This is a genomic window from Sphingomonas sp. CCH21-G11 (genome assembly GCF_001555965.1).
GTDB lineage: Bacteria > Pseudomonadota > Alphaproteobacteria > Sphingomonadales > Sphingomonadaceae > Sphingomonas.
Window position 1 is genome coordinate 1 of sequence record NZ_LSHX01000038.1, and the last position, 19,067, is coordinate 19,067.

Below are 19,067 nucleotides of genomic sequence, written 5' to 3' on the forward strand. Positions count from 1 at the left end.
CGGGTGATCTCGATCCGGCAGGCGGCTCCCTCGGTGATCCCGGCGGGCAGGGGGGTCACCAGCGCCTCGCCCCCGTCCCATATGGCGATTGCCTGATTTCGCGCAGGAATGCGCCGGACCAGTCGCGCGGCGATCACCGCCCCGGCGCGCAGCCCGTCTTCAGGCTCGATGCGTGCTTCGATGATGCGCCCATCGACGACGCGGATCGCGCGGGTCTCGCCGATCCCGCGCTCGACCCGCCACTCAGCCAAGCGGAACACCTGCCGCAGCCAGCAGCGCGCGCGTCTCGAACAGCGGCAGCCCGATGACGCCCGAATGGCTGCCGGCCAGATAGCGGACGAACGCCTCGGCGCGCCCCTGGATCGCATAGCCGCCGGCCTTGCCCAGCCCCTCGCCGCACGCGACATAGGCGTCGATCTCGGCCGCGGTCAGCCGCTTGAACGCGACGATGGTGTCCGCCAGCCTCAGCCGGGCGCGGCCCGCCGCGTCGATCACGCACACCGCCGACAGTGCATGGTGGCGTCGCCCGGACAGCAGCGACAGCAATTCGCGCTGCACCGCTTCCGTTTCGGCGGGGGGCAGGATGCGGCGGCCGACCGCGATGGTGGTGTCGCCGGCGACGACGATTTCGTCGGGTGCGCGATCGATCGCGCGCGCCTTCGCCTCGGCCAGCCGCAGCGCATAGGGGCGCGGCAACTCGCCCTTCAGCGGGCTTTCGTCGATGTCGGGGGCGGCCTGGCGATCAGGTGCGACGCCGAGGCGACCCAGCAGGTCGCGGCGGCGCGGGCTGGTGGAGGCGAGGACGAGCCGCATGTCGGGCTCGCGCCTTACTTGAAGCGATAGGTGATGCGGCCCTTGGTCAGGTCATAGGGCGTCAGTTCGACGAGGACCTCGTCGCCGACCAGCACGCGGATGCGGTTCTTGCGCATCTTGCCCGCGGTGTGGCCCAGAATCTCGTGATCATTCTCAAGCTTGACGCGGAACATGGCGTTGGGAAGCAACTCCACAACCTGTCCGCGCATTTCCAGCAGTTCTTCCTTGGCCAAACAAACCTCGTGGCAAATGGGATTAAGTCGCGGGCCTTTACGCCAAGCCGCGCCAAAAGGAAAGGGATCGCCGATCCTGCGCAGATGTAACTGCCGCGATCAGCCGCCCCCAGGGCTAGGGATCAGCGCGTTCGTCGCGCTCGATGATGTTCAGTCGGCCGCGTGGCGCGAGGTCAGGCAGCGGACGTGCGTCACAGCGTGGATCCGGTGCCAGGGCATACCAGTGCACGGTCGTGCGCTGGACCAATACCCGCAGCTGCTTGCCGCTCTGTGCATTGGTGGTGACCGCCTCGAACCGCCCGTCGGTTGCGATGATGCTGCGCCACAGCACAAGTGGAGTCTTGAGCCCCGCTTTGGCGACGTCGGTATAGTGCGATTGGATCAGCGCAGGCTCGATCTGCGCCACCACATCTCGGCCGCCCATGATGTTGACGAAGGTGGTGTTGGCGAACTCCTCAACCGACCATTTCCCCTCGGCATCCGCTTCGCCCCAGCTGACGCGTACCGGGCTGCCGCGACGCAGGGCGCGAAGCAATGCCTCTCGGCTGCCGGAAATCTCCTCGCCGCGGGGGCCGTTCACGAACATCAGCCGCCATTCCGTCGCGCTACATGCCGCGGCGGACATGTCTGGCGCTTGCGTAGTAGCCTGGATCGACATGAGGAAAAGAGCAATGAACATGGAGAGGTCCCTCCTCCCAAAACGATTTGGCATGATAGCAAACAGGAAGGGCAACTTTGCGCAAGGTCGCTGTCGTGCGACGCATTAAGACCAGCAAGAAAGTGCATTAACGATCGAGAGGACACCGATGACCATCCTGCGCACACCCGAGGACCGCTTTGCCGGTCTGCCCGACTATCCGTTCGCCCCGCACTACATCGACATCGACGCGGGGCCGCTGGGCATGGTCCGCCAGCACTATGTCGATGAGGGGCCACGCGACGGGCCGGTCGTGCTGATGATGCACGGCGAACCCAGCTGGTCCTATCTCTATCGCCACATGATCGGTCCCGTCGCGGCGGCGGGTTTCCGCGTCGTCGTGCCCGACCTGATCGGCTTCGGCAAATCGGACAAGCCTGTCGACCGCGATGTGTTCAGCTATGCGCGCCACGTCGCCTGGCTCACTCAGTTCCTTGACCGGTTGGAGCTGCGCGACATCGGCTTGTTTTGCCAGGACTGGGGCGGATTGCTCAGCCTGCGCGTCGTCGGGCTCGACCCGGACCGCTTCCGCTGGGTGATCGCCAGCAACACCTTCCTGCCGCTGGGCGGGACGCCGGCGCCCGCGTTTCTCGCGTGGCGCGAATTTGCCGCCACCAGCGACAGCTTTGCGATCGGCCCGATCCTTCAGCGCGCGACGGTGCGCACGCTCAGCGACGCCGAAGTCGCCGCCTATGACGCACCCTTTCCCGACGAAAGCTACAAGGCGGCGGCGCGCGCATTCCCTCTGCTCGTCCCGATCAGTCGCGACGACCCCGGCGCGATCGACAACGCTGCCGCCTGGGCGGGGCTCGAGCGGTTCGAGCGGCCGTTCCTGACCCTGTTCGGCGACAGCGACCCGATCACCGCGGGCGGCGACGCCTATTTCCAGGCAAAGGTGCCGGGCACCCGGGGCCAGCCCCACGCCATCGTCGAGCGCGCCGCGCACTTCTGTCAGGAGGACCGCCCGGACGTGTTCGTCGAAGCGATCAAGGCGCTGGGCTAAAGCGAGGCTTCGCCGTCGCTGCCGTCCAGTTCCTTCAGGCGGGCCGCGATATAGGGTTCGAGCTGATAGATGTCGGTGAGCGCGGCGACGGCGTGTCGCGTTTCCGCCTTGCCGACGAACGTACCGACATAACGCGTCGTCGGGCTGTTGAAATGCAGCCGTGCAATCGTCTTGCGGTTGTTGTCGTCGAGCAGGATCGCGCAATAGCTCTTTGAATCGCGGATGACGACCCGCTTGGGGTCGACATGGCGCATCGCGATCGCCTGGACGATGCGAAAGCCGCTGATCTCGTCATCGGTCGTGATGACGCCATCGCCCTCCGACATATCGTCGGATATGCCCTCGGCGATAACCTCGCCGGCCGGGTTGGCGACGTTGAGCGCGGAGGTCAGGCGGTCATTGACCCGGTCGCGGATGATCGCGGCGATCGTCGCGGCGAGCAGCGGCTGGAACTGCTCGCGCGCAGCTGCGGTCATCCGCCCGTTCTGGACCTTTCCGGCAATCATGCGGACGAACTCGTCCGACGGGTTGGCGAATTCGCGCTCCAGCTCGATGCGCACCTGCGACTGCAGTTTCAGCCGACCCGCCTCGGCGATGATCGCCGAAATGTCGAATTGGCTGCGCGAAAAGCGTTCGAGTGTCGCCGGGTCGGTGCGACGGATCGCATCCATTGAAAAGACGAAGAACGGCTTTTCGTCCATGCGGTTGGGCTGATCAATATCGGAATAGAAGTGATAGACGACGCCGTTGGTCAGGATGGCGACGCGCGCATCGGTGGTGGTGAAGTACCGGAACAGCTGACTGGCATGCTTCAGGTCGAGGTCGACCGACGACGGCTTGCATTCGATCAGGATCGACAATCTGCCGTCGATTGCCAGCGCATAGTCGACCTTTTCGCCCTTCTTGGTCCCGACCTCGGCGGTGTACTCGGGAATTACCTCCGCTGGATTGAACACATCATAGCTCAGCGCCTGAAGGAAGGGCATGACCAGCGCGGTCTTTGCCGCCTCCTCGGTCAACAGGAACTCGCGATGCTGCGCCGTGCGCTTTTCGAGTTCGATCAGTTTCGTCGCCAGATCCATGCCTCGCCCCCGCTTCGATCGGGAGAGGGGGAGCGGATACGGCTGGCCGTGTCCAATCGAGACTGCTCCGAAGCGGAGTGAGCGAACCGGTCGTCGCCCCGGCACAGGCCGGGGCCGCTTTCCAATCTCGCGCTTGTGCCAGCGGATCGCGGTCCCGGCCTGCGCCGGGACGACGCTTTACGATCGGCCTATGCGCCACCGCCCGCCAGCGCGGCGAGCAGCAGCAGGGCGACGATGTTGGTGATCTTGATCATCGGGTTGACCGCGGGGCCGGCGGTGTCCTTGTACGGATCGCCGACCGTGTCGCCAGTCACCGCCGCCTTGTGGGCATCGCTGCCCTTGCCGCCGTGATTGCCGTCCTCGATGTACTTCTTGGCATTGTCCCACGCACCGCCGCCCGACGTCATCGAGATGGCGACGAACAGGCCCGAGACGATCACGCCCAGCAGCATCGCGCCCAGCGCCGCAAAGCCCTGGGCCTGGCCCGCCACGCCGGTAATGATGAAATAGACCGCGACCGGCGACAGCACCGGCAGCAGCGACGGCACGATCATCTCCTTGATCGCGGCGCGGGTGACGATGTCGACGGTGCGCGCGTAGTCGGGGCGGCTGGTGCCCGCCATGATGCCGGGATTGTCGCGGAACTGGTCGCGCACGTCCTGCACCACGCTGCCCGCCGCGCGGCCGACCGCAGTCATGCCGAACGCGCCGAACAGATAGGGCAGCAGCGCGCCGAGCAGCAGCCCGACGATGACGTACGGGTTGCTCAAGGAGAAATCGACGGTGATGCCGCCGAAATAACGCTTCAGATCCTCGGTATAGGCGCCGAACAGCACGAGGGCCGCCAGCGCCGCCGATCCGATCGCATAGCCCTTGGTCACCGCCTTCGTCGTGTTGCCGACCGCGTCGAGCGCGTCGGTGCGCACGCGCACATCGTCGGGCAGCCCCGCCATCTCGGCGATGCCGCCGGCATTGTCGGTGACCGGGCCATAGGCGTCGAGCGCGACGACCATGCCCGCAAGCGCGAGCAGCGAGGTCGCGGCAAACGCCACGCCGATGATGCCGGCCAGCTGATATGCGGCGATCACCGCGACGACGATGACGAGGGTGGGCAGCGCGGTCGATTCCAGGCTGATCGCCAGGCCCTGGATGACGTTGGTGCCGTGTCCGGTCTCGGAGGCTTTCGCGATCGACCGTACCGGGCGGAACTGGGTGCCGGTATAATATTCGGTGATCCAGACGAGCAGCCCGGTGACGCCCAGCCCGATCATCATGCACCAGAACAGGTCCATGCCGGTGAAGCTCAGCCCGCCGTCCGCGACGCTGGTTCCCAGCGGCTGGGACGAAAGCGTGTCGGTGGCGGGATCAAGGAATCCCGAACTGCCGATCACCGCGTTCAGGTCGCCCAGCGTATAGGCGGTGGCGAAATAGATCGCCGGGATCGCCAGGATCGCGGTCGTCCAGAAGCCCTTGTACAGCGCCCCCATGATCGATCCGCTGCTGCCCAGCCGGACCATGTAGGTGCCGATGATCGACGTGATGATGCACACGCCGCCGACGATCAGCGGCAGCGCCATCAGCGCCAGCAGATCGGCCGGCGATGCCGTGATCAGCAGCGCGATCGACACCATCGTCAGGCCCAGCGTGACGACATAGGTTTCGAACAGGTCGGCCGCCATGCCCGCGCAGTCGCCGACATTGTCGCCGACATTGTCGGCGATGACGGCGGGGTTGCGGGGATCGTCCTCGGGAATCCCTGCCTCGACCTTGCCGACCAGGTCGGCGCCGACGTCCGCCGCCTTGGTGAAGATGCCGCCGCCCAGCCGCGCGAAGATCGAGATCAGCGACGCGCCGAACGCCAGCGCGGTCAGCGCCTCGATGATCTCGCGGTCATTCGGCGCATGGCCGTCGACCGCGACCAGGTACCAGAACAGCACCGCGATCGACAGCAGGCCGAGGCCCGCGACCAGCATCCCGGTGATCGCACCCGACCGAAAGGCCAGGGTGAGCCCGCCTTGCAGGCTGGTCCGCGCCGCTTCCGCCGTGCGCACATTGGCGCGCACCGAAATGTTCATGCCGATATAGCCGGCGATGCCCGACAGCACCGCGCCGATCACGAAGCCGACCGTCGACAGAAAGCCCAGCGTCGCGGCGAGCACCACGGCGACGATCACGCCGACGATGGCGATGGTACGGTATTGCCGGCCCAGATACGCCTTGGCGCCTTCCTGGATGGCGGCGGCGATGTCCTGCATCTTCTCGTTGCCCGCCGGGGCGCGCAGCACCTGCTGACTGGTCAAGATGCCATAGAGCACGGCGATCACGCCGCACAGCATGGCGATGTAAACGATGTTCATTCGATGGGCATCCTTCCCCTGATTTCCCTGCGCGGCTGGCCTCGTGGGAATGGGCCGGGTTCCGCGTCGGTTGAGAGGTATAGATGGCGTTCGAGGCAGCGCAAGCGGGCGTGCACTGCAGCAATCCCGATGCCGGTCAGTGCTGGTAGCCGAGCGTCCCGGCGGGTGCTTCACCGTCCAGCGTGACCGGGAGCCTACCGCTCGCCTCAACCCGGCCGATCATCGTCGCGGGCACCGGCGGGTGGCGATCGGCGGGCAGGGTGAACAACAGCGCATAGTCATCGCCCCAACGCAGCGCCGCCTCCCCGTCGTCGCCTTGCGCCACGCGACGGAATGTCGGGCTCAGCGGCACGCGCGCCCGCTCGATCGCCATCGTCACGCCTGACGCGGTCGCGATCCGCGCCGCATCGATCAGCAGCCCGTCGGACACGTCCATCATCGCGCTGACCAAGGGGGCCAGTGCGATCCCCTGCGCGACCAGCGGCTGCGGGCGCAGATAGGCGGCGACCAGCGCACCCGGCTGCAAGTCGCCCGCCGCAACCAGCCGGTGGCCCAGCATCGCATCGCCGATCGCGCCCGCGACCCAGATGCTGTCGCCGGCGCGCGCGCCCGACCGGCGCGGGATCGGCAAATGGCTGGCGCGCCCGATCGCGGTCAGGCTGATCGTCCGCGGTGCGCCGGCGATCAGCCGCACCGTGTCGCCACCCAGCAACGCGCAATCGAACCGCGCCAGCACCTCGCGCAGCCCCGCCACGAACGCGCGGTCCCACGCGTCGTCGCCCAGCGGATAGTTGAGCAGCACGCCGTCGGGCCGCGCGCCCTTCGCCGCCAAATCCGAAAGGTTGGTCGCGACCAGCCGCCACGCGACATCCTGCGGCGTCGTGCCGGGCAGGTAATGCACCCCCTCGGCAATGCTGTCGGTGGTCAGCACAAGGTCGGGCGGCAGGAACGCGGCATCGTCCGCCAGCGCCTCCGCCCCCGCATGGAGCGGCAGCGCACGCAGCGCGGCGATGAAGTCGGCTTCGGTCATGGGCTCCCGAAGCGGGTCAGCGCCGCACGTCCTTCGCGACGGCGTCGAGCAGGCCGTTGGCGAAGCTCTTCTCGCGCTTGTCATAGAACGCGTCGGCGACGTCGAGATATTCGCTGATGACCGTCGCGGTCGGCACGTCGGCGCGTGCGATCAGTTCATAGGTGCCGCAGCGCAGGATCTGGCGCATCGGCTTGTCGAGCCGCTCCAGCGTCCAGCCTGCCGACAGCTTGCCCGAAATCAGTGCGTCGATCTCGTCGCGGCGCGCGTCGACGCCCTTGACGATGTCATCGAAGAACATCGCGTCCGCGTCGGCATATTCGACATCCTCGATCGTCGCGCCCAGCCGGTGCTGATGGAACTCGGCCAGCAGGCGGGGCACCGGCGTGCCCTCCATTTCCTGTTGATAGAGCGCCTGGACGGCGGCGAGACGCGCGGCGGCGCGCGCCTGCGATCGTGGCTTGGGTCGGGAATTAGCTGTCATGTTTACCTGCATAGCGATCCGCTCGTTTCGAGCGAAGTCGAGAAACGAACGGGGACGGGGAGGATTGGCAGAATAGGCTCAGTCGGCCAGCCGCAGCGCCACCGACTTGGCATGCGCCGGCAGCCCCTCCGCATTGGCGAGCGCGACCGCTGCCGGGCCGATCGCCGCCAGCCCCTGTGGCCCCAGCTCCAGGAAGCTCGTCCGCTTCATGAAGTCGAGCACCGACAATCCGCTGGCAAAGCGCGCGCGGCGCCCGGTCGGCAGCACATGGTTCGGCCCCGCGACATAATCGCCGACCGCTTCCGGCGTGTGCCGGCCGAGAAAGATCGAGCCGGCGTGGCGGACCGCGGCGAACAGCGGCGCGGGATCGGCGACCGCCAGCTCCAGATGCTCGGGCGCCAGCCGGTCGACCAGCGGCACCGCCGCCATCAGCTCCGGGACCAGGATGATCGCGCCATTGGCGTCCCAGCTCGCCCGCGCGACGTTCGCGGTGGTGAGCGCGCCGATCTGGCGGTCGACCGCATCCGCCACCCGATCGGCAAAGGCCGCGTCGTCGGTGAACAGGATCGACTGGCTGGTCGGGTCATGCTCGGCCTGGCTCAACAGGTCGGCGGCGGTCCATTCGGGGTCGTTCGCGCCATCCGCGACGACGACGATCTCGCTCGGCCCCGCGACCATATCGATGCCGACCACGCCATAAAGCTGACGCTTCGCCTCCGCGACCCAGGCATTGCCGGGGCCGGTGATGACATCGACCGGGGTGATGCGATCGGTGCCATAGGCAAGCGCGGCGATCGCCTGCGCGCCGCCGACCCGCCACACCTCGTCGACCCCTGCCAGCTCGGCGGCGGCGAGCACCAGCGGATTGACCTCGCCGTCGGGCGTCGGCGTCACCATCACCAGCCGGTCGACCCCAGCGACCCTGGCGGGAATGGCATTCATCAGCACCGATGAGGGATAGGCGGCACGCCCGCCCGGCACATAGACGCCCGCCGCGTCGACCGCGCGCCACCGTGCCCCGGTGCGGATGCCGTGCGCGTCGGTCGTTTCGCTGTCCTGCGGCTTCTGGCGCGCGTGATAGGCCATGATCCGGTCGCGGGCGAGCTCGAGCGCCGCGCGCAATTCGGGCGCGATACCCGCCAGTGCCGCCGCGCACGCGCTGCGCTCGATCCGCCAGCCCGTGTCGTTGAGGTCATGGCGGTCGAATTTGAGCGTGAAGGCGTGAAGCGCGGCGTCGCCCTTGTCCTTCAACGCGCGCACGATCGTCGCGACGTCGCGCGCGACGTCGGCGTCGGACTCGCGGCGGGCATTGACCAGCGCGTCGAACTGCGCGGCAAAGCCGGGGGCGCTGGCGTCCAGGCGGATCATGCGGCCGCGTCCTGCTGGGCCACCGCGCGGCGAAAACGATCGACCAGCGGCACGATGGTGTCCGCGCGCATCTTGAACGCGGCGCGGTTGACGATCAGCCGGCTAGTGACCTGTGCGATCACCTCGACCTCGACCAGCCCGTTCTCTTTGAGCGTGCGCCCCGAGGAGACCAGATCGACAATGCGCGGGGCCAGCCCCAGCACCGGGGCCAGCTCCATCGCGCCGTTGAGCTTGACGCATTCGGCCTGCACCCCGCGCGCCTCGAAATGGCGCCGCGTGATGTGGGGATATTTGGTGGCGATGCGCACATGGCTCCATCCGCGCGGATCGTCGCCCGCGGCGAGGTCCGCCGGTTCGGCGACCGAGATGCGGCAATGCCCGATGCCCAGGTCGACGGGGGCGTACAGCTCCGAATAATCGAATTCGGCCAGCACGTCGGAACCGACGATGCCCAGCTGCGCCGCGCCATGCGCGACAAAGGTCGCGACGTCGAACGCGCGCACCCGGATCAGGTCGATCGCGGGCGTATTGGTGGCAAAGCGCAGCGCGCGGCTGTCGGGATCGGCGAATGCGGGCTCGGGCACGATGCCGACCTGCGCGAGCAGCGGCAGCGCCTCGTCCAGGATGCGCCCCTTCGGCACGGCAAGGATCAACGGTTGGGTCATTGGTGGCGCGGCCTTATCTGGGGTGTCGCCGCCATGCAACAAGCTGCCCCGGAGGCGGTAATGACCGATCAAGCGGCCGGTCGCGAAGCGTTCCGCGTCCAGCTTGGCAGCTGCACCGTGATGGGCGCGCCAATGACCGCGCGGGCGCGCGCGGGAATCAACGACGCGCTCGACCTGCTGGAAATCGGGTCGAGCGCGGGCGTGAGCTTTCCCCGGCCGCCACAGCGCCGCCCATGATCGCCGTGCACTGCGCCTGCCGCACGGTGGACCCCTGCACGATGCCGGGGTGACGGGCGATCAAACGCATTTCAGCAGCCGGGCGGACGTCTCTCCGCCTTATTCACCCCAGTGCAGACCGGGGTGACGCGAAAGCGAGGATGCTCTGGCGACCCGTGTTTCGGGCTGGACCCTATAACCGCGCGCGCAGCGTCACGCGGGCGTTGATCGGCGCGCCGGGCGTCACGTTGTTGTTATTGTGCGCGTCGCTGAAATAATCGGTGTCGAACAGGTTCTCGACATTGACCTGGATGTCGAAGCGTGGATCGATGGTGTAGAACAATGCCGCATCGACGCGCGTGAACGCGGGCAGGCGCGTCGTCGCGGGCGACGTGCGGATCGCCGCGAACTGGCTGCCCTGATGCACCACGCCCAGCCCGATGCCGATCGCCGGGGCGACCTGATAACGGTTCCACAGCGACGCCTGATGCCGCGGCACCTGGCCCAGCCGCACCGCGTCGTTGCCGCGCAGCACTGCGTCCTGATAGCTGTAGCCGCCGCTGACCTGCCATTCAGGCGTGATCCGCCCGGCGAGCCCGACCTCGACGCCCTCCGTCCGCGTCGCGCCGATATTGATCGACAGCGCGGGGTTGAGCGGGTCGGGCGTCGTCGCATTGGTCCGGTCGAGCCGGAACAGCGCGACCGTGGCGGTCAGGTCGGGCCGGATCGCCCATTTCGCGCCGACCTCGTAATTGGTGAAGGCTTCGGGCGCCAGGTTCTGCTGAGTCGTCGAAAGCGCCAGGAACTGGTCGCCCGAACGCGGCAGGAAGGACCGGCTGTAGCTGCCATAGAGCGACAGCGCGGTCGTCGGCTTCAGGATCAGGCCGAAGCGCGGCGACACCTTGTCGTCGGTGCGTCCGAACGGCCGGTCGGGGGTGGCCGCGAAGTCGACGCCCGCAATTTCGAACCGGTCGTAACGCAGGCCTGCGACGATCTCGACAAGCGTGCCTATCTGAAGCTGGTCCTGGGCGTAAACGGAGAACACGTCGACATCCGACCGGCGGTCATTGGCCGGGATGTCGAAGCGGACGGTCGGATATACGGGGTCGACGACGCTGATCCGCGCCGACGACAGCGTGCCGTTGAGCCGCGCGTTGCGGCTCGACTGGTCGGCGACCTCGACCCCGATCAGCAGCGTGCTCCGCGCCCCGCCCAGATCGGCCGTCCAGATCAGATTGCCCTGGCCGATCAGATTCTCGCGCGTCGTCGTGTCGGTATAGGCTCCAAGCGCGAAGGTGCCGTCGCTGGCGCGCACCGCGCCGTTGGGAAAGACGTTGGTATAGAGCTTGTCGTAATTGCCGTAGAGCAGGGTCGTGTCGAGCGTCAGGCCGGGCGCAATCTCGCCCTCGACGCGGAGCTTGGCGACATGCGCCTGCAACGTCGTCCGATTGACACCGGGCACGCCGAAGAACGTGTCGCGCGCGTTGGTGATCGGGCGATTGTTGAGCGACGGGACGCCGCGATCGGTCACGCGATCGTCGTCCAGATATTCGTAGGACAGCCCGACACGCCACGTGCGGCCCAGTTCGGCGGCGGCATAGGGATTGATCGCGAACCGTTCGCCGTCGACGAAATCGCGAAAGCTCTCCAGCCCCTCCGCCATCGCGTTGACGCGCAACGCCGCGCCGGGCGCGATCGGGGCGTTCAGGTCGGCGCTGACCAGCGTCGCGCCGAAGCTGTTGACGCTGGCGTCGGCACCGAAGGCGAACTGGTCGGCGAGCGGCGTCTTCTGGACGCGGTTGATCACGCCGCCGCCGCCGCCGCGGCCAAAGGTGAGCGCCGCGGGCCCCTTCAGCACCTCGACCCGCTCCAGGTTATAGAGCGGGCGGAAATACTGCACGTCGTCGCGCACGCCATCCAGGAAGAAGTCGGCGGTGGTGTTCTGGCCGCGGATCGTCACCTGATCGCGATTGCCCTCGCCCTGGCCGACGGTGGTGCCGGGGACGTAGCGCAGCGCCTCGCCGATGCTCAGGATCGCCTGATCGTCCAGCTGTTCGCGGGTCAGCACCGTGATCGTCTGCGGCGTGTCCTTCAGTGGCGTACGCGTCTTGAGCGCGGTCGTGCCGTCGGTCGCCAGATAGCCGTCGGCCTGGCCGATGACGATGATTTCCTGCTCGGGCGTCTCGGGGGCAGGTGCTGGCGGGGCTTCCGGCGCAACGATGGCTAGTGCAGTGGAAAGCAGCAGCGCGGAACCCAGCAACGTCATTCGTCGTCTCCCTCTGCGGAAGGCGATTAGCTTAATGCGTGTCATTTGCAATAGCAGAAATGCGCACGAAGTGATCTAAGTCCTTCCCCTTCAGGGGGGGGGGGGAACTGTCTATTTGCCGATCCGCCCGGACAAGCCCCACCCCCTACCCCTCCCCTGAAGGGGAGGGGTTCAGGAGGCGAGCCCATCCTGATCGTGATCTATTCGAACTCGAGGATCGCGGCGTCGACCATCAGGCTGTCGCCCGGTGCGGCGTTGGCGGCCTTGACCACCCCGGCACGCTCGGCGCGCAGGATATTCTCCATCTTCATGGCTTCCACCACCGCCAGCGGCTGTCCCGCCTCGACCCGGTCGCCCGGCGCGACGTGCAGCCGGGTGAGCAGTCCCGGCATCGGGCACAGCAGGAACTTGCTCGTGTCGGGCGGCAGCTTTTCGATCATGTGACGGGCCAGCGCCGCCACTTCCGGGCGTTCGGCGCGCACCACATGGCGGGCGCCGCGTGTCTGCAGCACCCAGCCGCCGCCGCGACGCCTTTCGACGCGCAGCGCCAGCGGCGCGCCGTCGATGACCGCTTCGGTCATCCGCATGCCGGGGCCATGGTGAAGGTCGAGCGTCATTGCCACGCCGTCGACGATTGCGCCGCCTTCGGTAAGCGCGACCTCGTACGTCGTGCCGTCGCGCGTCACGGTCCACGCAACCCCGGGGTCGGGCGCGCCATTCAGCCGCCCGCTGATCGCCCCGGCACGCAGGCGGTCGGCACGGGTCAGCGCCGCCGCCACTGCCGCCAGCTGCGCGGGCAGATCGTCGGCCATCGCCGCGCCATGGAATCCGTCGGGATATTCCTCGGCGATGAAGCCGGTGGTGAGGTTGCCCGAACGGAAACGGGGATGCTGCATCAGCGCCGACAGGAAATCGACATTGTTGCCGACGCCCTCGACCACGAAGCGGTCGAGCGCCTGCACCTGCAGGTCGGCGGCTTCATCGCGCGTCGGTGCCCAGGTGATCAGCTTGGCGATCATCGGGTCATAGAAGATGCTGACCTCGCCGCCTTCGGTGACGCCATCGTCGACGCGGATATAGGCTGCATCGCGCTTCTCGGCTTCGCTCGAAGCGAACGGCGGTGGAGCGGCATTCGCTCCGTTGGTATCGAGCGTGATTCCGTTCGTATCGAGCGAAGTCGAGATACGTTCGCCCTCGCTATGCGCATCTCTCTCGCTCGCGAGCGGGGACGACCAGGTCACATATGGCGTCTCCTCCGCCGGCGGCGGCGCATAGCGCACGAGCCGGCCGGTGCTCGGCAGAAAGCCGCGATAGGGGTCCTCGGCATAGACACGGTTCTCGATCGCCCAGCCGTTCAGGCGAATGTCGCCCTGCCCGAAGCCCAGCGGTTCGCCCGCCGCCACGCGGATCATCTGCTCGACCAGATCAATGCCCGTCACCGCCTCGGTCACCGGATGCTCGACCTGCAGCCGCGTGTTCATCTCCAGGAAGTAGAAGCTCTCGCCGGTCGGGTCCGCGCCACTGACGATCAGCTCGACGGTGCCCGCGCTGAAATAGCCGACCGCGCGGGCCAGCGCGACCGCCTGTTCGCCCATCGCGCGCCGCATCGCGGGCGTGACGAAGGGGGAGGGGGCTTCCTCCACCACCTTCTGGTGGCGGCGCTGGATCGAACATTCGCGCTCGCCCAGATAGACGATGTTGCCGTGCTGGTCGCCCAGCACCTGAATCTCGATGTGGCGCGGGCTTTCGATGAACTTCTCGATGAACACCCGGTCGTCGCCGAAGCTCGCCAGCCCCTCGCGCTTGGTCGCCTCGAACCCTTCGCGGACGTCCTGTTCGGACCAGGCGAGCCGCATCCCCTTGCCGCCGCCGCCCGCCGACGCCTTCATCATCACCGGAAAGCCGATGTCGCTGGCGATCCGCACCGCCTCGTCGGTATCGGCGATCTCGCCCAGATAGCCGGGGACGACGTTGACGCCCGCGGCCTTGGCGAGCTTCTTCGATTCGATCTTGTCGCCCATCGCCGCGATGGCGTTGGGCGGTGGACCGACGAACGCGATTCCCGCCTCCGCGCACGCCTTTGCGAAACTCTCGCGCTCCGACAGGAAGCCATAGCCGGGGTGGATGCAATCCGCGCCCGTCGCCTTCGCCGCTTCCAGGATCAGGTCGGCACGCAGATAGCTCTCCGCCGCCGGCGCCGGCCCCAGCCGCACCGCCTCATCCGCCATCAGGACATGGGGGCTGCGCGCATCCGCATCCGAATAGACCGCCACTGTTGCCAGCCCCATGCGCTTGGCAGTGCGGAACACGCGACACGCGATTTCGCCGCGATTGGCGACGAGGATTTTGTTGAACATCAGAGTTCCAAATCAATAAAATTCATCGACCCATTCCGCGTTTATCCAGGATGTGCACCGATCGGGATCATTAGGTTGATCATCGCGTAAAGGTTCGTGATTCACATACAGAACAGTCAGCCGTTGCACTCGCTCGTTATGATCTGTGATACTAATTCGGTCACCAGGAGCAGGCAGCTGATCGAACCTGAACGTTCCCCAAAGCCTGCGATCCCCATTCTTTGTGACAAAGAGGGGCGCGGAGATCATCGACAGTTGCCCATTACGCCGCATTCGGTGCCCGCGCGCCGCGCAGCAGCCCGTCGGTGCTCAAATCCTCGTCGATTTCCGGCCAGTGGATGCCATAGCCTGCCCCCGCCCGCTCCCAGTTCGCGCGTTGCTGCGGCGTGGCGTGCAGGAGGCGCGGATACCAGGCCAAGGGCGCAGAGATCGAGCGGCCGTCCATCAGGTCGACGATCAAGCTTTGCTCGTCGCAGCGGACGTCCAGCACGCGCTCGTCGGTGAGCTTAGCCGAAATGTTCATGCCATGCCTCCAGAAACTCCGCGCGATGGGCGTCGACCATCTCGACAATGCCACTGATCTCATGCGCTCGAAAGCCTCGACTTTTCGCCACTTCGATCGTTTGCAGCCAGACCTTCATGGTCGCATCACCTCGATCGACGTGAATGCGCGGCGGCTCGTTCGGCTCGTGGCTGTAGAAGTAAAACCTGAACGCGCCGATCCGCTTTACGGTGGGCATTGCGCGCCTTCGCTGTCCAACGCCATCGCCTTCACCCCCAGCCGCTCGAACAGCGCGGCGTCCGCGTCATCCCCCGCATTGCCGGCGGTCAGCAGCTTGTCGCCGGTGAAGATGCTGTTCGCTCCCGCCAGGAAACATAGCGCCTGCGTCGCCTCGCTCATGCTCTCGCGGCCTGCGCTCAGCCGCACCATGCTTTCCGGCATGGTGATGCGGGCGACCGCGACGGTGCGGACGAACTCGATATCGTCGATCTTGGCGAGCGGCGTGTCGGCCAGCATGTCGCCCAGCACTGTGCCCTTGACCGGCACCAGCGCGTTGACCGGCACGCTTTCGGGATGCTGGGGCAGGGTGGCGAGCGCATGGATGAACCCGACCCGGTCCTCGCGCGTCTCGCCCATGCCGACGATGCCGCCGCTGCACACATTGATGCCGGCGGAGCGGACATGATCCAGCGTCTCCAGCCGGTCCGCGAAGGTCCGCGTGGTGATGACGTCGCCATAGCGCTCGGGCGAGGTGTCAATATTGTGGTTGTAGTAATCGAGGCCCGCGTCGGCGAGCATCGCCGCCTGCCCCGGGGTCAGCATCCCCAGGGTCATGCAGGTCTCCATGCCCATCTGACGCACGCCCTTCACCATCTCGACGATCGCGGGCATGTCGCGGTCCTTGGGGTTGCGCCACGCCGCGCCCATGCAGAAGCGGGTCGAGCCATTGTCCCGTGCCTGGGCGGCGGATTGCAGCACCGCACGCACGTCCATCAGCCGCGTCGCCTTGAGCCCGGTTTCCGCATGGACCGATTGCGAGCAATAGCCGCAATCCTCCGGGCAGCCGCCGGTCTTGATGCTGAGCAGCGTCGATCGCTGCACCGCGACCGGATCATGATGCGCGCGGTGCACTTCAGCGGCGCGGAACACGAGCTCGGTGAAGGGCAGGTCGAACAACGCGGCGATTTCGTCGCGCGTCCAGTCGGTACGGGATTCGGCGGTCACGGGTATTTCCATCGATCAGGTCAGCGCGAAAAAGCAAATGGCGACCGCGGCGACCGCCATCACCAGCGAACTGCCTTTGACCAGCACGGTGACGACGGTTTCCATGGTCTGGCTCGCCCTATGGCCCTGGCCGGCGATCGGCAAGCTCCGGCTCGCCCCGACCAGCGCGGCGAGCAAGATGCCCGCGACCAGCAGGTAGGAAGACAGCCACAGCGCGTGGATCACCCCGGCTGCCCACGCCTCCGGCACGGTCAGATAGGGCCAGAACAGCGCAATCGCGATCAGTGCCGGCCCGGTCTGCACCGCGGTCAGGTGCGCGGACAGGCCCATGCGCGGGTTGCGCAGTTTAGGGATGGCGATCCCGATGAGCAGCCCGAGCGCGAACAGCACGAACCCCGCCTTGCCGAGCAGGATCGCCGTGGCCGTCACCGCGCATCCTCCCCCACCGGGGGCATGTTGTGGCCCAGCAGGCGCAGCACGTCGGCGGCGCATTCGACCACGTTCGATCCGGGGCCGTAGATCCCCTGAACGCCCGCGTCGCGCAGGACATCATAATCCTGGGGCGGGATGACGCCGCCCGCGATCACCTTGATGTCCGGACGGCCGGCGGCACGCAGCCCGGCGATCAGCGCCGGGATCAGCGTCTTGTGCCCCGCCGCCAGCGACGACGCGCCGACAATGTCCGCGCCGGAGTCCAGCGCCAGCACGACGGTCTCCTCCGGCGTCTGGAACAACGGGCTGCTCACCACGTCGAAGCCCATGTCGGCAAAGGCGCTGGCGATGACATTGGCACCGCGATCATGCCCGTCCTGGCCCATTTTCGCGACGAGGAGTTTGGGTTTCCGACCCAGCCGGCGGGCGACCGCGTCGACGCCGGCGGTGACCTGTGCCCAGCGGTCATCCTCGGCATAGGGGGCGGCATAGACGCCCCTGACCGGGGTGGGGACGGTGGCGTGACGGCCGAACACGTCCTCCATCGCAGCCGAGATTTCCCCCAGCGTGGCGCGGGCGCGCGCCGCGGTGACGGCGAGGGCCAAGAGGTTGGTTTCAGTTCCTCCCCGAGCTTGCTCGGGGAGGGGGACCGCCGCCAACGGCGGTGGTGGAGGGGTCTGGGCCGGCAATTGCCCCTCCACCATCGCTTCGCGATGGTCCCCCTCCCCGAGGCGAGCTCGAGAAGTCACTTTCGCCGCCTCCCGAATCGCCCCCAGCGCAGCCTGCACAGCAGCTTCGTCCCGTCCGGCCTTCACCGCGTTGATCCGCGCGATCTGCGATTCGCGCACTGCCGCATTGTCGACTTCCAGCGTCTCCAGCAGGTCCTCGTTCGCCAGCCGGTATTTGTTGACGCCGACGATCACGTCTTCCGCCCGGTCGACGCGCGCTTGCCGGGCGGCGGCGGCTTCCTCGATCATCGCCTTGGGCCAGCCGGCCGCGACTGCCTTCGCCATGCCGCCTTCGGCCTCGACCCGCTCGACGATTTCCCACGCCTTGTCGGCCAGTTCCTGGGTCAGCGCCTCGACATAGTAACTGCCGCCCAGCGGATCGACGACCTTGGTCATCCCCGTTTCTTCCTGCAGCACGATCTGGGTGTTGCGGGCGATGCGGGCGGAGAAATCGGTGGGCAGCGCGATCGCCTCGTCGAGCGCGTTGGTGTGGAGCGACTGGGTGCCGCCCAGCATCGCCGCCATCGCCTCCACGGTGGTGCGGATGACGTTGTTGTAGGGGTCCTGCTCGGTCAGCGACACGCCCGATGTCTGGCAATGGGTGCGGAGCACCTTCGACCGTTCGTCCTGTGCCCCCAGCATCGTCATCGCGCGGTGCCACAGGAGGCGGGCGGCGCGCAGCTTGGCGACTTCCATGAAGAAATTCATGCCGATCGCGAAGAAGAACGACAGGCGGCCGGCGAACTTGTCGATATCGAGTCCGCTCTCCACCCCGCGCCGGACATATTCGATCCCGTCGGCGATGGTGAAGGCCAGCTCCTGCACCTGCGTCGCCCCGGCCTCATGCATGTGATAGCCGCTGATCGAGATCGAGTTGAATTTCGGCATGTTGGCCGAGGTATAGGCAAAGATGTCCGCGATGATCCGCATCGATGGCTCGGGCGGGTAGATATAGGTGTTGCGGACCATGAACTCCTTGAGGATGTCGTTCTGGATGGTGCCTTCCAGCAGCGCCTGATCGACGCCCTGTTCCTGCGCCGCGACGATGAAGAAAGCGAGGACGGGGATCACCGCGCCGTTCATCGTCATGCTGACCGACATCTGGTCGAGCGGGATGCCGTCGAACAGGATCTTCATGTCCTCAACCGTGTCGATCGCCACGCCCGCCTTGCCGACATCGCCGGTGACGCGGGGATGATCGCTGTCATAGCCGCGATGGGTGGCGAGGTCGAAGGCAACGCTCAGCCCCTTCTGCCCGGCGGCCAGGTTGCGGCGATAGAAGGCGTTGGATTCCTCAGCGGTCGAAAAGCCCGCATATTGCCGGATCGTCCAGGGGCGGCCGGCGTACATCGTTGCCTTCACGCCGCGCGTATAAGGCGCGAAGCCGGGCAGGCCGGGGTCGATCCCGGCCACGTCCTCGGCGGTGTAGAGCGGCTTGACCGCAATCCCCTCCGGCGTGTGCCAGGTCAGGTCGCGGCCCTTCACTTCCTTCGCGGCGAGCGCCGCCCAGTCGGCGGGGGTCGGGCAGTCGGTCATCTCAGCCCTCTCCCCCGAGAGGAGAGGGTTGCGCAGACTTGGCGGCTCTGCCGCCTAGTCGAAGCTGGGAGAGGGGT

The 19,067-nt window shown here is 67.0% G+C and carries 18 protein-coding genes and 1 pseudogene; 2 read left to right on the forward strand and 17 right to left on the reverse strand.

Going from position 1 to position 19,067, the window contains the following annotated elements; genetic code table 11:
- The 4 genes and pseudogenes from AX676_RS11345 to AX676_RS11360 form a co-directional block, all read right to left on the reverse strand.
- Positions 1-260: pseudogene (locus tag AX676_RS11345) on the reverse strand (ribonuclease); the annotation flags it as partial.
- Positions 244-813 (reverse strand): Maf family protein, encoded by a 570-nt coding sequence (locus tag AX676_RS11350; protein WP_066481831.1) that lies wholly within the window; start codon positions 811-813, stop codon positions 244-246. The pseudogene AX676_RS11345 and the gene AX676_RS11350, both read right to left, overlap by 17 nt.
- Positions 814-827: 14 nt before the next feature.
- On the reverse strand, positions 828-1,046 hold the full coding sequence (gene infA / locus AX676_RS11355; protein WP_010162480.1) for a translation initiation factor IF-1: 219 nt from the start codon (positions 1,044-1,046) through the stop codon (positions 828-830).
- Positions 1,047-1,161: 115 nt separating this feature from the next.
- Positions 1,162-1,671 (reverse strand): hypothetical protein, encoded by a 510-nt coding sequence (locus AX676_RS11360; protein ID WP_066481832.1) that lies wholly within the window; start codon positions 1,669-1,671, stop codon positions 1,162-1,164.
- Positions 1,672-1,852: 181 nt separating this feature from the next.
- Between AX676_RS11360 and AX676_RS11365 the strand changes: the two genes are divergently transcribed.
- Positions 1,853-2,746, forward strand: coding sequence for a haloalkane dehalogenase (locus AX676_RS11365; RefSeq protein WP_066481835.1), 894 nt, complete (start codon positions 1,853-1,855; stop codon positions 2,744-2,746).
- Here the strand turns inward: AX676_RS11365 and AX676_RS11370 are convergent.
- The 6 genes from AX676_RS11370 to hisG form a co-directional block, all read right to left on the reverse strand.
- Positions 2,743-3,828: a type I restriction endonuclease gene (locus tag AX676_RS11370; protein WP_066481837.1), complete on the reverse strand. Its 1,086-nt coding sequence runs from the start codon at positions 3,826-3,828 to the stop codon at positions 2,743-2,745. The two genes, AX676_RS11365 and AX676_RS11370, sit on opposite strands and share 4 nt — an antisense overlap.
- A 188-nt stretch (positions 3,829-4,016) precedes the next feature.
- Positions 4,017-6,185, reverse strand: coding sequence for a sodium-translocating pyrophosphatase (locus AX676_RS11375; protein WP_066481839.1), 2,169 nt, complete (start codon positions 6,183-6,185; stop codon positions 4,017-4,019).
- A 136-nt stretch (positions 6,186-6,321) separates the two neighbouring features.
- Positions 6,322-7,215 (reverse strand): thiamine-phosphate kinase, encoded by an 894-nt coding sequence (gene thiL, locus AX676_RS11380; protein ID WP_066481842.1) that lies wholly within the window; start codon positions 7,213-7,215, stop codon positions 6,322-6,324.
- Positions 7,216-7,231: 16 nt separating this feature from the next.
- Positions 7,232-7,696 (reverse strand): transcription antitermination factor NusB, encoded by a 465-nt coding sequence (nusB, locus tag AX676_RS11385; protein WP_066481892.1) that lies wholly within the window; start codon positions 7,694-7,696, stop codon positions 7,232-7,234.
- Positions 7,697-7,774: 78 nt separating this feature from the next.
- Positions 7,775-9,064, reverse strand: coding sequence for a histidinol dehydrogenase (gene hisD / locus AX676_RS11390; RefSeq protein WP_066481844.1), 1,290 nt, complete (start codon positions 9,062-9,064; stop codon positions 7,775-7,777).
- Entirely contained in the window at positions 9,061-9,729 is a 669-nt protein-coding gene (hisG, locus tag AX676_RS11395; RefSeq protein WP_066481847.1) for an ATP phosphoribosyltransferase, read from the reverse strand. Before hisG ends, hisD begins: the two co-directional genes overlap by 4 nt.
- Positions 9,730-9,789: 60 nt before the next feature.
- Between hisG and AX676_RS17890 the strand changes: the two genes are divergently transcribed.
- The gene (locus AX676_RS17890; protein ID WP_156437806.1) at positions 9,790-9,966 is read left to right on the forward strand and encodes a hypothetical protein; all 177 of its coding nucleotides are present in this window, start codon (positions 9,790-9,792) and stop codon (positions 9,964-9,966) included.
- A gap of 172 nt (positions 9,967-10,138) precedes the next feature.
- Here the strand turns inward: AX676_RS17890 and AX676_RS11400 are convergent, their stop codons facing one another.
- From AX676_RS11400 to scpA, 7 genes are all read right to left on the reverse strand, one after another.
- Entirely contained in the window at positions 10,139-12,211 is a 2,073-nt protein-coding gene (locus AX676_RS11400; protein WP_066481853.1) for a TonB-dependent receptor, read from the reverse strand.
- Between the two features lie 200 nt (positions 12,212-12,411).
- Positions 12,412-14,568 (reverse strand): acetyl-CoA carboxylase biotin carboxylase subunit, encoded by a 2,157-nt coding sequence (locus tag AX676_RS11405; RefSeq protein WP_066481854.1) that lies wholly within the window; start codon positions 14,566-14,568, stop codon positions 12,412-12,414.
- A 262-nt stretch (positions 14,569-14,830) separates the two neighbouring features.
- Positions 14,831-15,091 carry a DUF2442 domain-containing protein gene (locus AX676_RS11410; RefSeq protein ID WP_066481857.1) on the reverse strand — a complete coding sequence of 87 codons (261 nt, stop codon included), beginning with the start codon at positions 15,089-15,091 and terminating at the stop codon, positions 14,831-14,833.
- Entirely contained in the window at positions 15,075-15,308 is a 234-nt protein-coding gene (locus AX676_RS11415) for a DUF4160 domain-containing protein (protein WP_066481859.1), read from the reverse strand. Before AX676_RS11415 ends, AX676_RS11410 begins: the two co-directional genes overlap by 17 nt.
- Positions 15,296-16,306, reverse strand: a complete 1,011-nt coding sequence (gene bioB, locus AX676_RS11420; RefSeq protein ID WP_066481861.1) for a biotin synthase BioB — start codon at positions 16,304-16,306, stop codon at positions 15,296-15,298. The genes AX676_RS11415 and bioB overlap by 13 nt, the downstream gene beginning before the upstream one ends.
- Before the next feature lie 3 nt (positions 16,307-16,309).
- On the reverse strand, positions 16,310-16,723 hold the full coding sequence (locus tag AX676_RS11425) for a hypothetical protein (RefSeq protein WP_066481863.1): 414 nt from the start codon (positions 16,721-16,723) through the stop codon (positions 16,310-16,312).
- Positions 16,720-18,990, reverse strand: a complete 2,271-nt coding sequence (gene scpA, locus AX676_RS11430; protein ID WP_066481865.1) for a methylmalonyl-CoA mutase — start codon at positions 18,988-18,990, stop codon at positions 16,720-16,722. The genes AX676_RS11425 and scpA overlap by 4 nt, the downstream gene beginning before the upstream one ends.
- Positions 18,991-19,067: the final 77 nt, after the last annotated feature.

What these genes read in the sequence shown, in the direction of transcription:
- hisD (WP_066481844.1), bottom strand. Translation starts at nt 9,064, where the DNA reads ATGATCCGCCTGGACGCCAGCGCCCCCGGCTTTGCCGCGCAGTTCGAC.
- AX676_RS11370 (WP_066481837.1), bottom strand. Translation starts at nt 3,828, where the DNA reads ATGGATCTGGCGACGAAACTGATCGAACTCGAAAAGCGCACGGCGCAG.
- AX676_RS11415 (WP_066481859.1), bottom strand. Translation starts at nt 15,308, where the DNA reads ATGCCCACCGTAAAGCGGATCGGCGCGTTCAGGTTTTACTTCTACAGC.
- AX676_RS11350 (WP_066481831.1), bottom strand. Translation starts at nt 813, where the DNA reads ATGCGGCTCGTCCTCGCCTCCACCAGCCCGCGCCGCCGCGACCTGCTG.
- nusB (WP_066481892.1), bottom strand. Translation starts at nt 7,696, where the DNA reads ATGACAGCTAATTCCCGACCCAAGCCACGATCGCAGGCGCGCGCCGCC.
- scpA (WP_066481865.1), bottom strand. Translation starts at nt 18,990, where the DNA reads ATGACCGACTGCCCGACCCCCGCCGACTGGGCGGCGCTCGCCGCGAAG.
- AX676_RS11410 (WP_066481857.1), bottom strand. Translation starts at nt 15,091, where the DNA reads ATGAACATTTCGGCTAAGCTCACCGACGAGCGCGTGCTGGACGTCCGC.
- hisG (WP_066481847.1), bottom strand. Translation starts at nt 9,729, where the DNA reads ATGACCCAACCGTTGATCCTTGCCGTGCCGAAGGGGCGCATCCTGGAC.
- AX676_RS11375 (WP_066481839.1), bottom strand. Translation starts at nt 6,185, where the DNA reads ATGAACATCGTTTACATCGCCATGCTGTGCGGCGTGATCGCCGTGCTC.
- AX676_RS11400 (WP_066481853.1), bottom strand. Translation starts at nt 12,211, where the DNA reads ATGACGTTGCTGGGTTCCGCGCTGCTGCTTTCCACTGCACTAGCCATC.
- thiL (WP_066481842.1), bottom strand. Translation starts at nt 7,215, where the DNA reads ATGACCGAAGCCGACTTCATCGCCGCGCTGCGTGCGCTGCCGCTCCAT.
- AX676_RS11405 (WP_066481854.1), bottom strand. Translation starts at nt 14,568, where the DNA reads ATGTTCAACAAAATCCTCGTCGCCAATCGCGGCGAAATCGCGTGTCGC.
- bioB (WP_066481861.1), bottom strand. Translation starts at nt 16,306, where the DNA reads ATGGAAATACCCGTGACCGCCGAATCCCGTACCGACTGGACGCGCGAC.
- AX676_RS11365 (WP_066481835.1), top strand. Translation starts at nt 1,853, where the DNA reads ATGACCATCCTGCGCACACCCGAGGACCGCTTTGCCGGTCTGCCCGAC.
- AX676_RS17890 (WP_156437806.1), top strand. Translation starts at nt 9,790, where the DNA reads ATGACCGATCAAGCGGCCGGTCGCGAAGCGTTCCGCGTCCAGCTTGGC.
- AX676_RS11360 (WP_066481832.1), bottom strand. Translation starts at nt 1,671, where the DNA reads ATGTCCGCCGCGGCATGTAGCGCGACGGAATGGCGGCTGATGTTCGTG.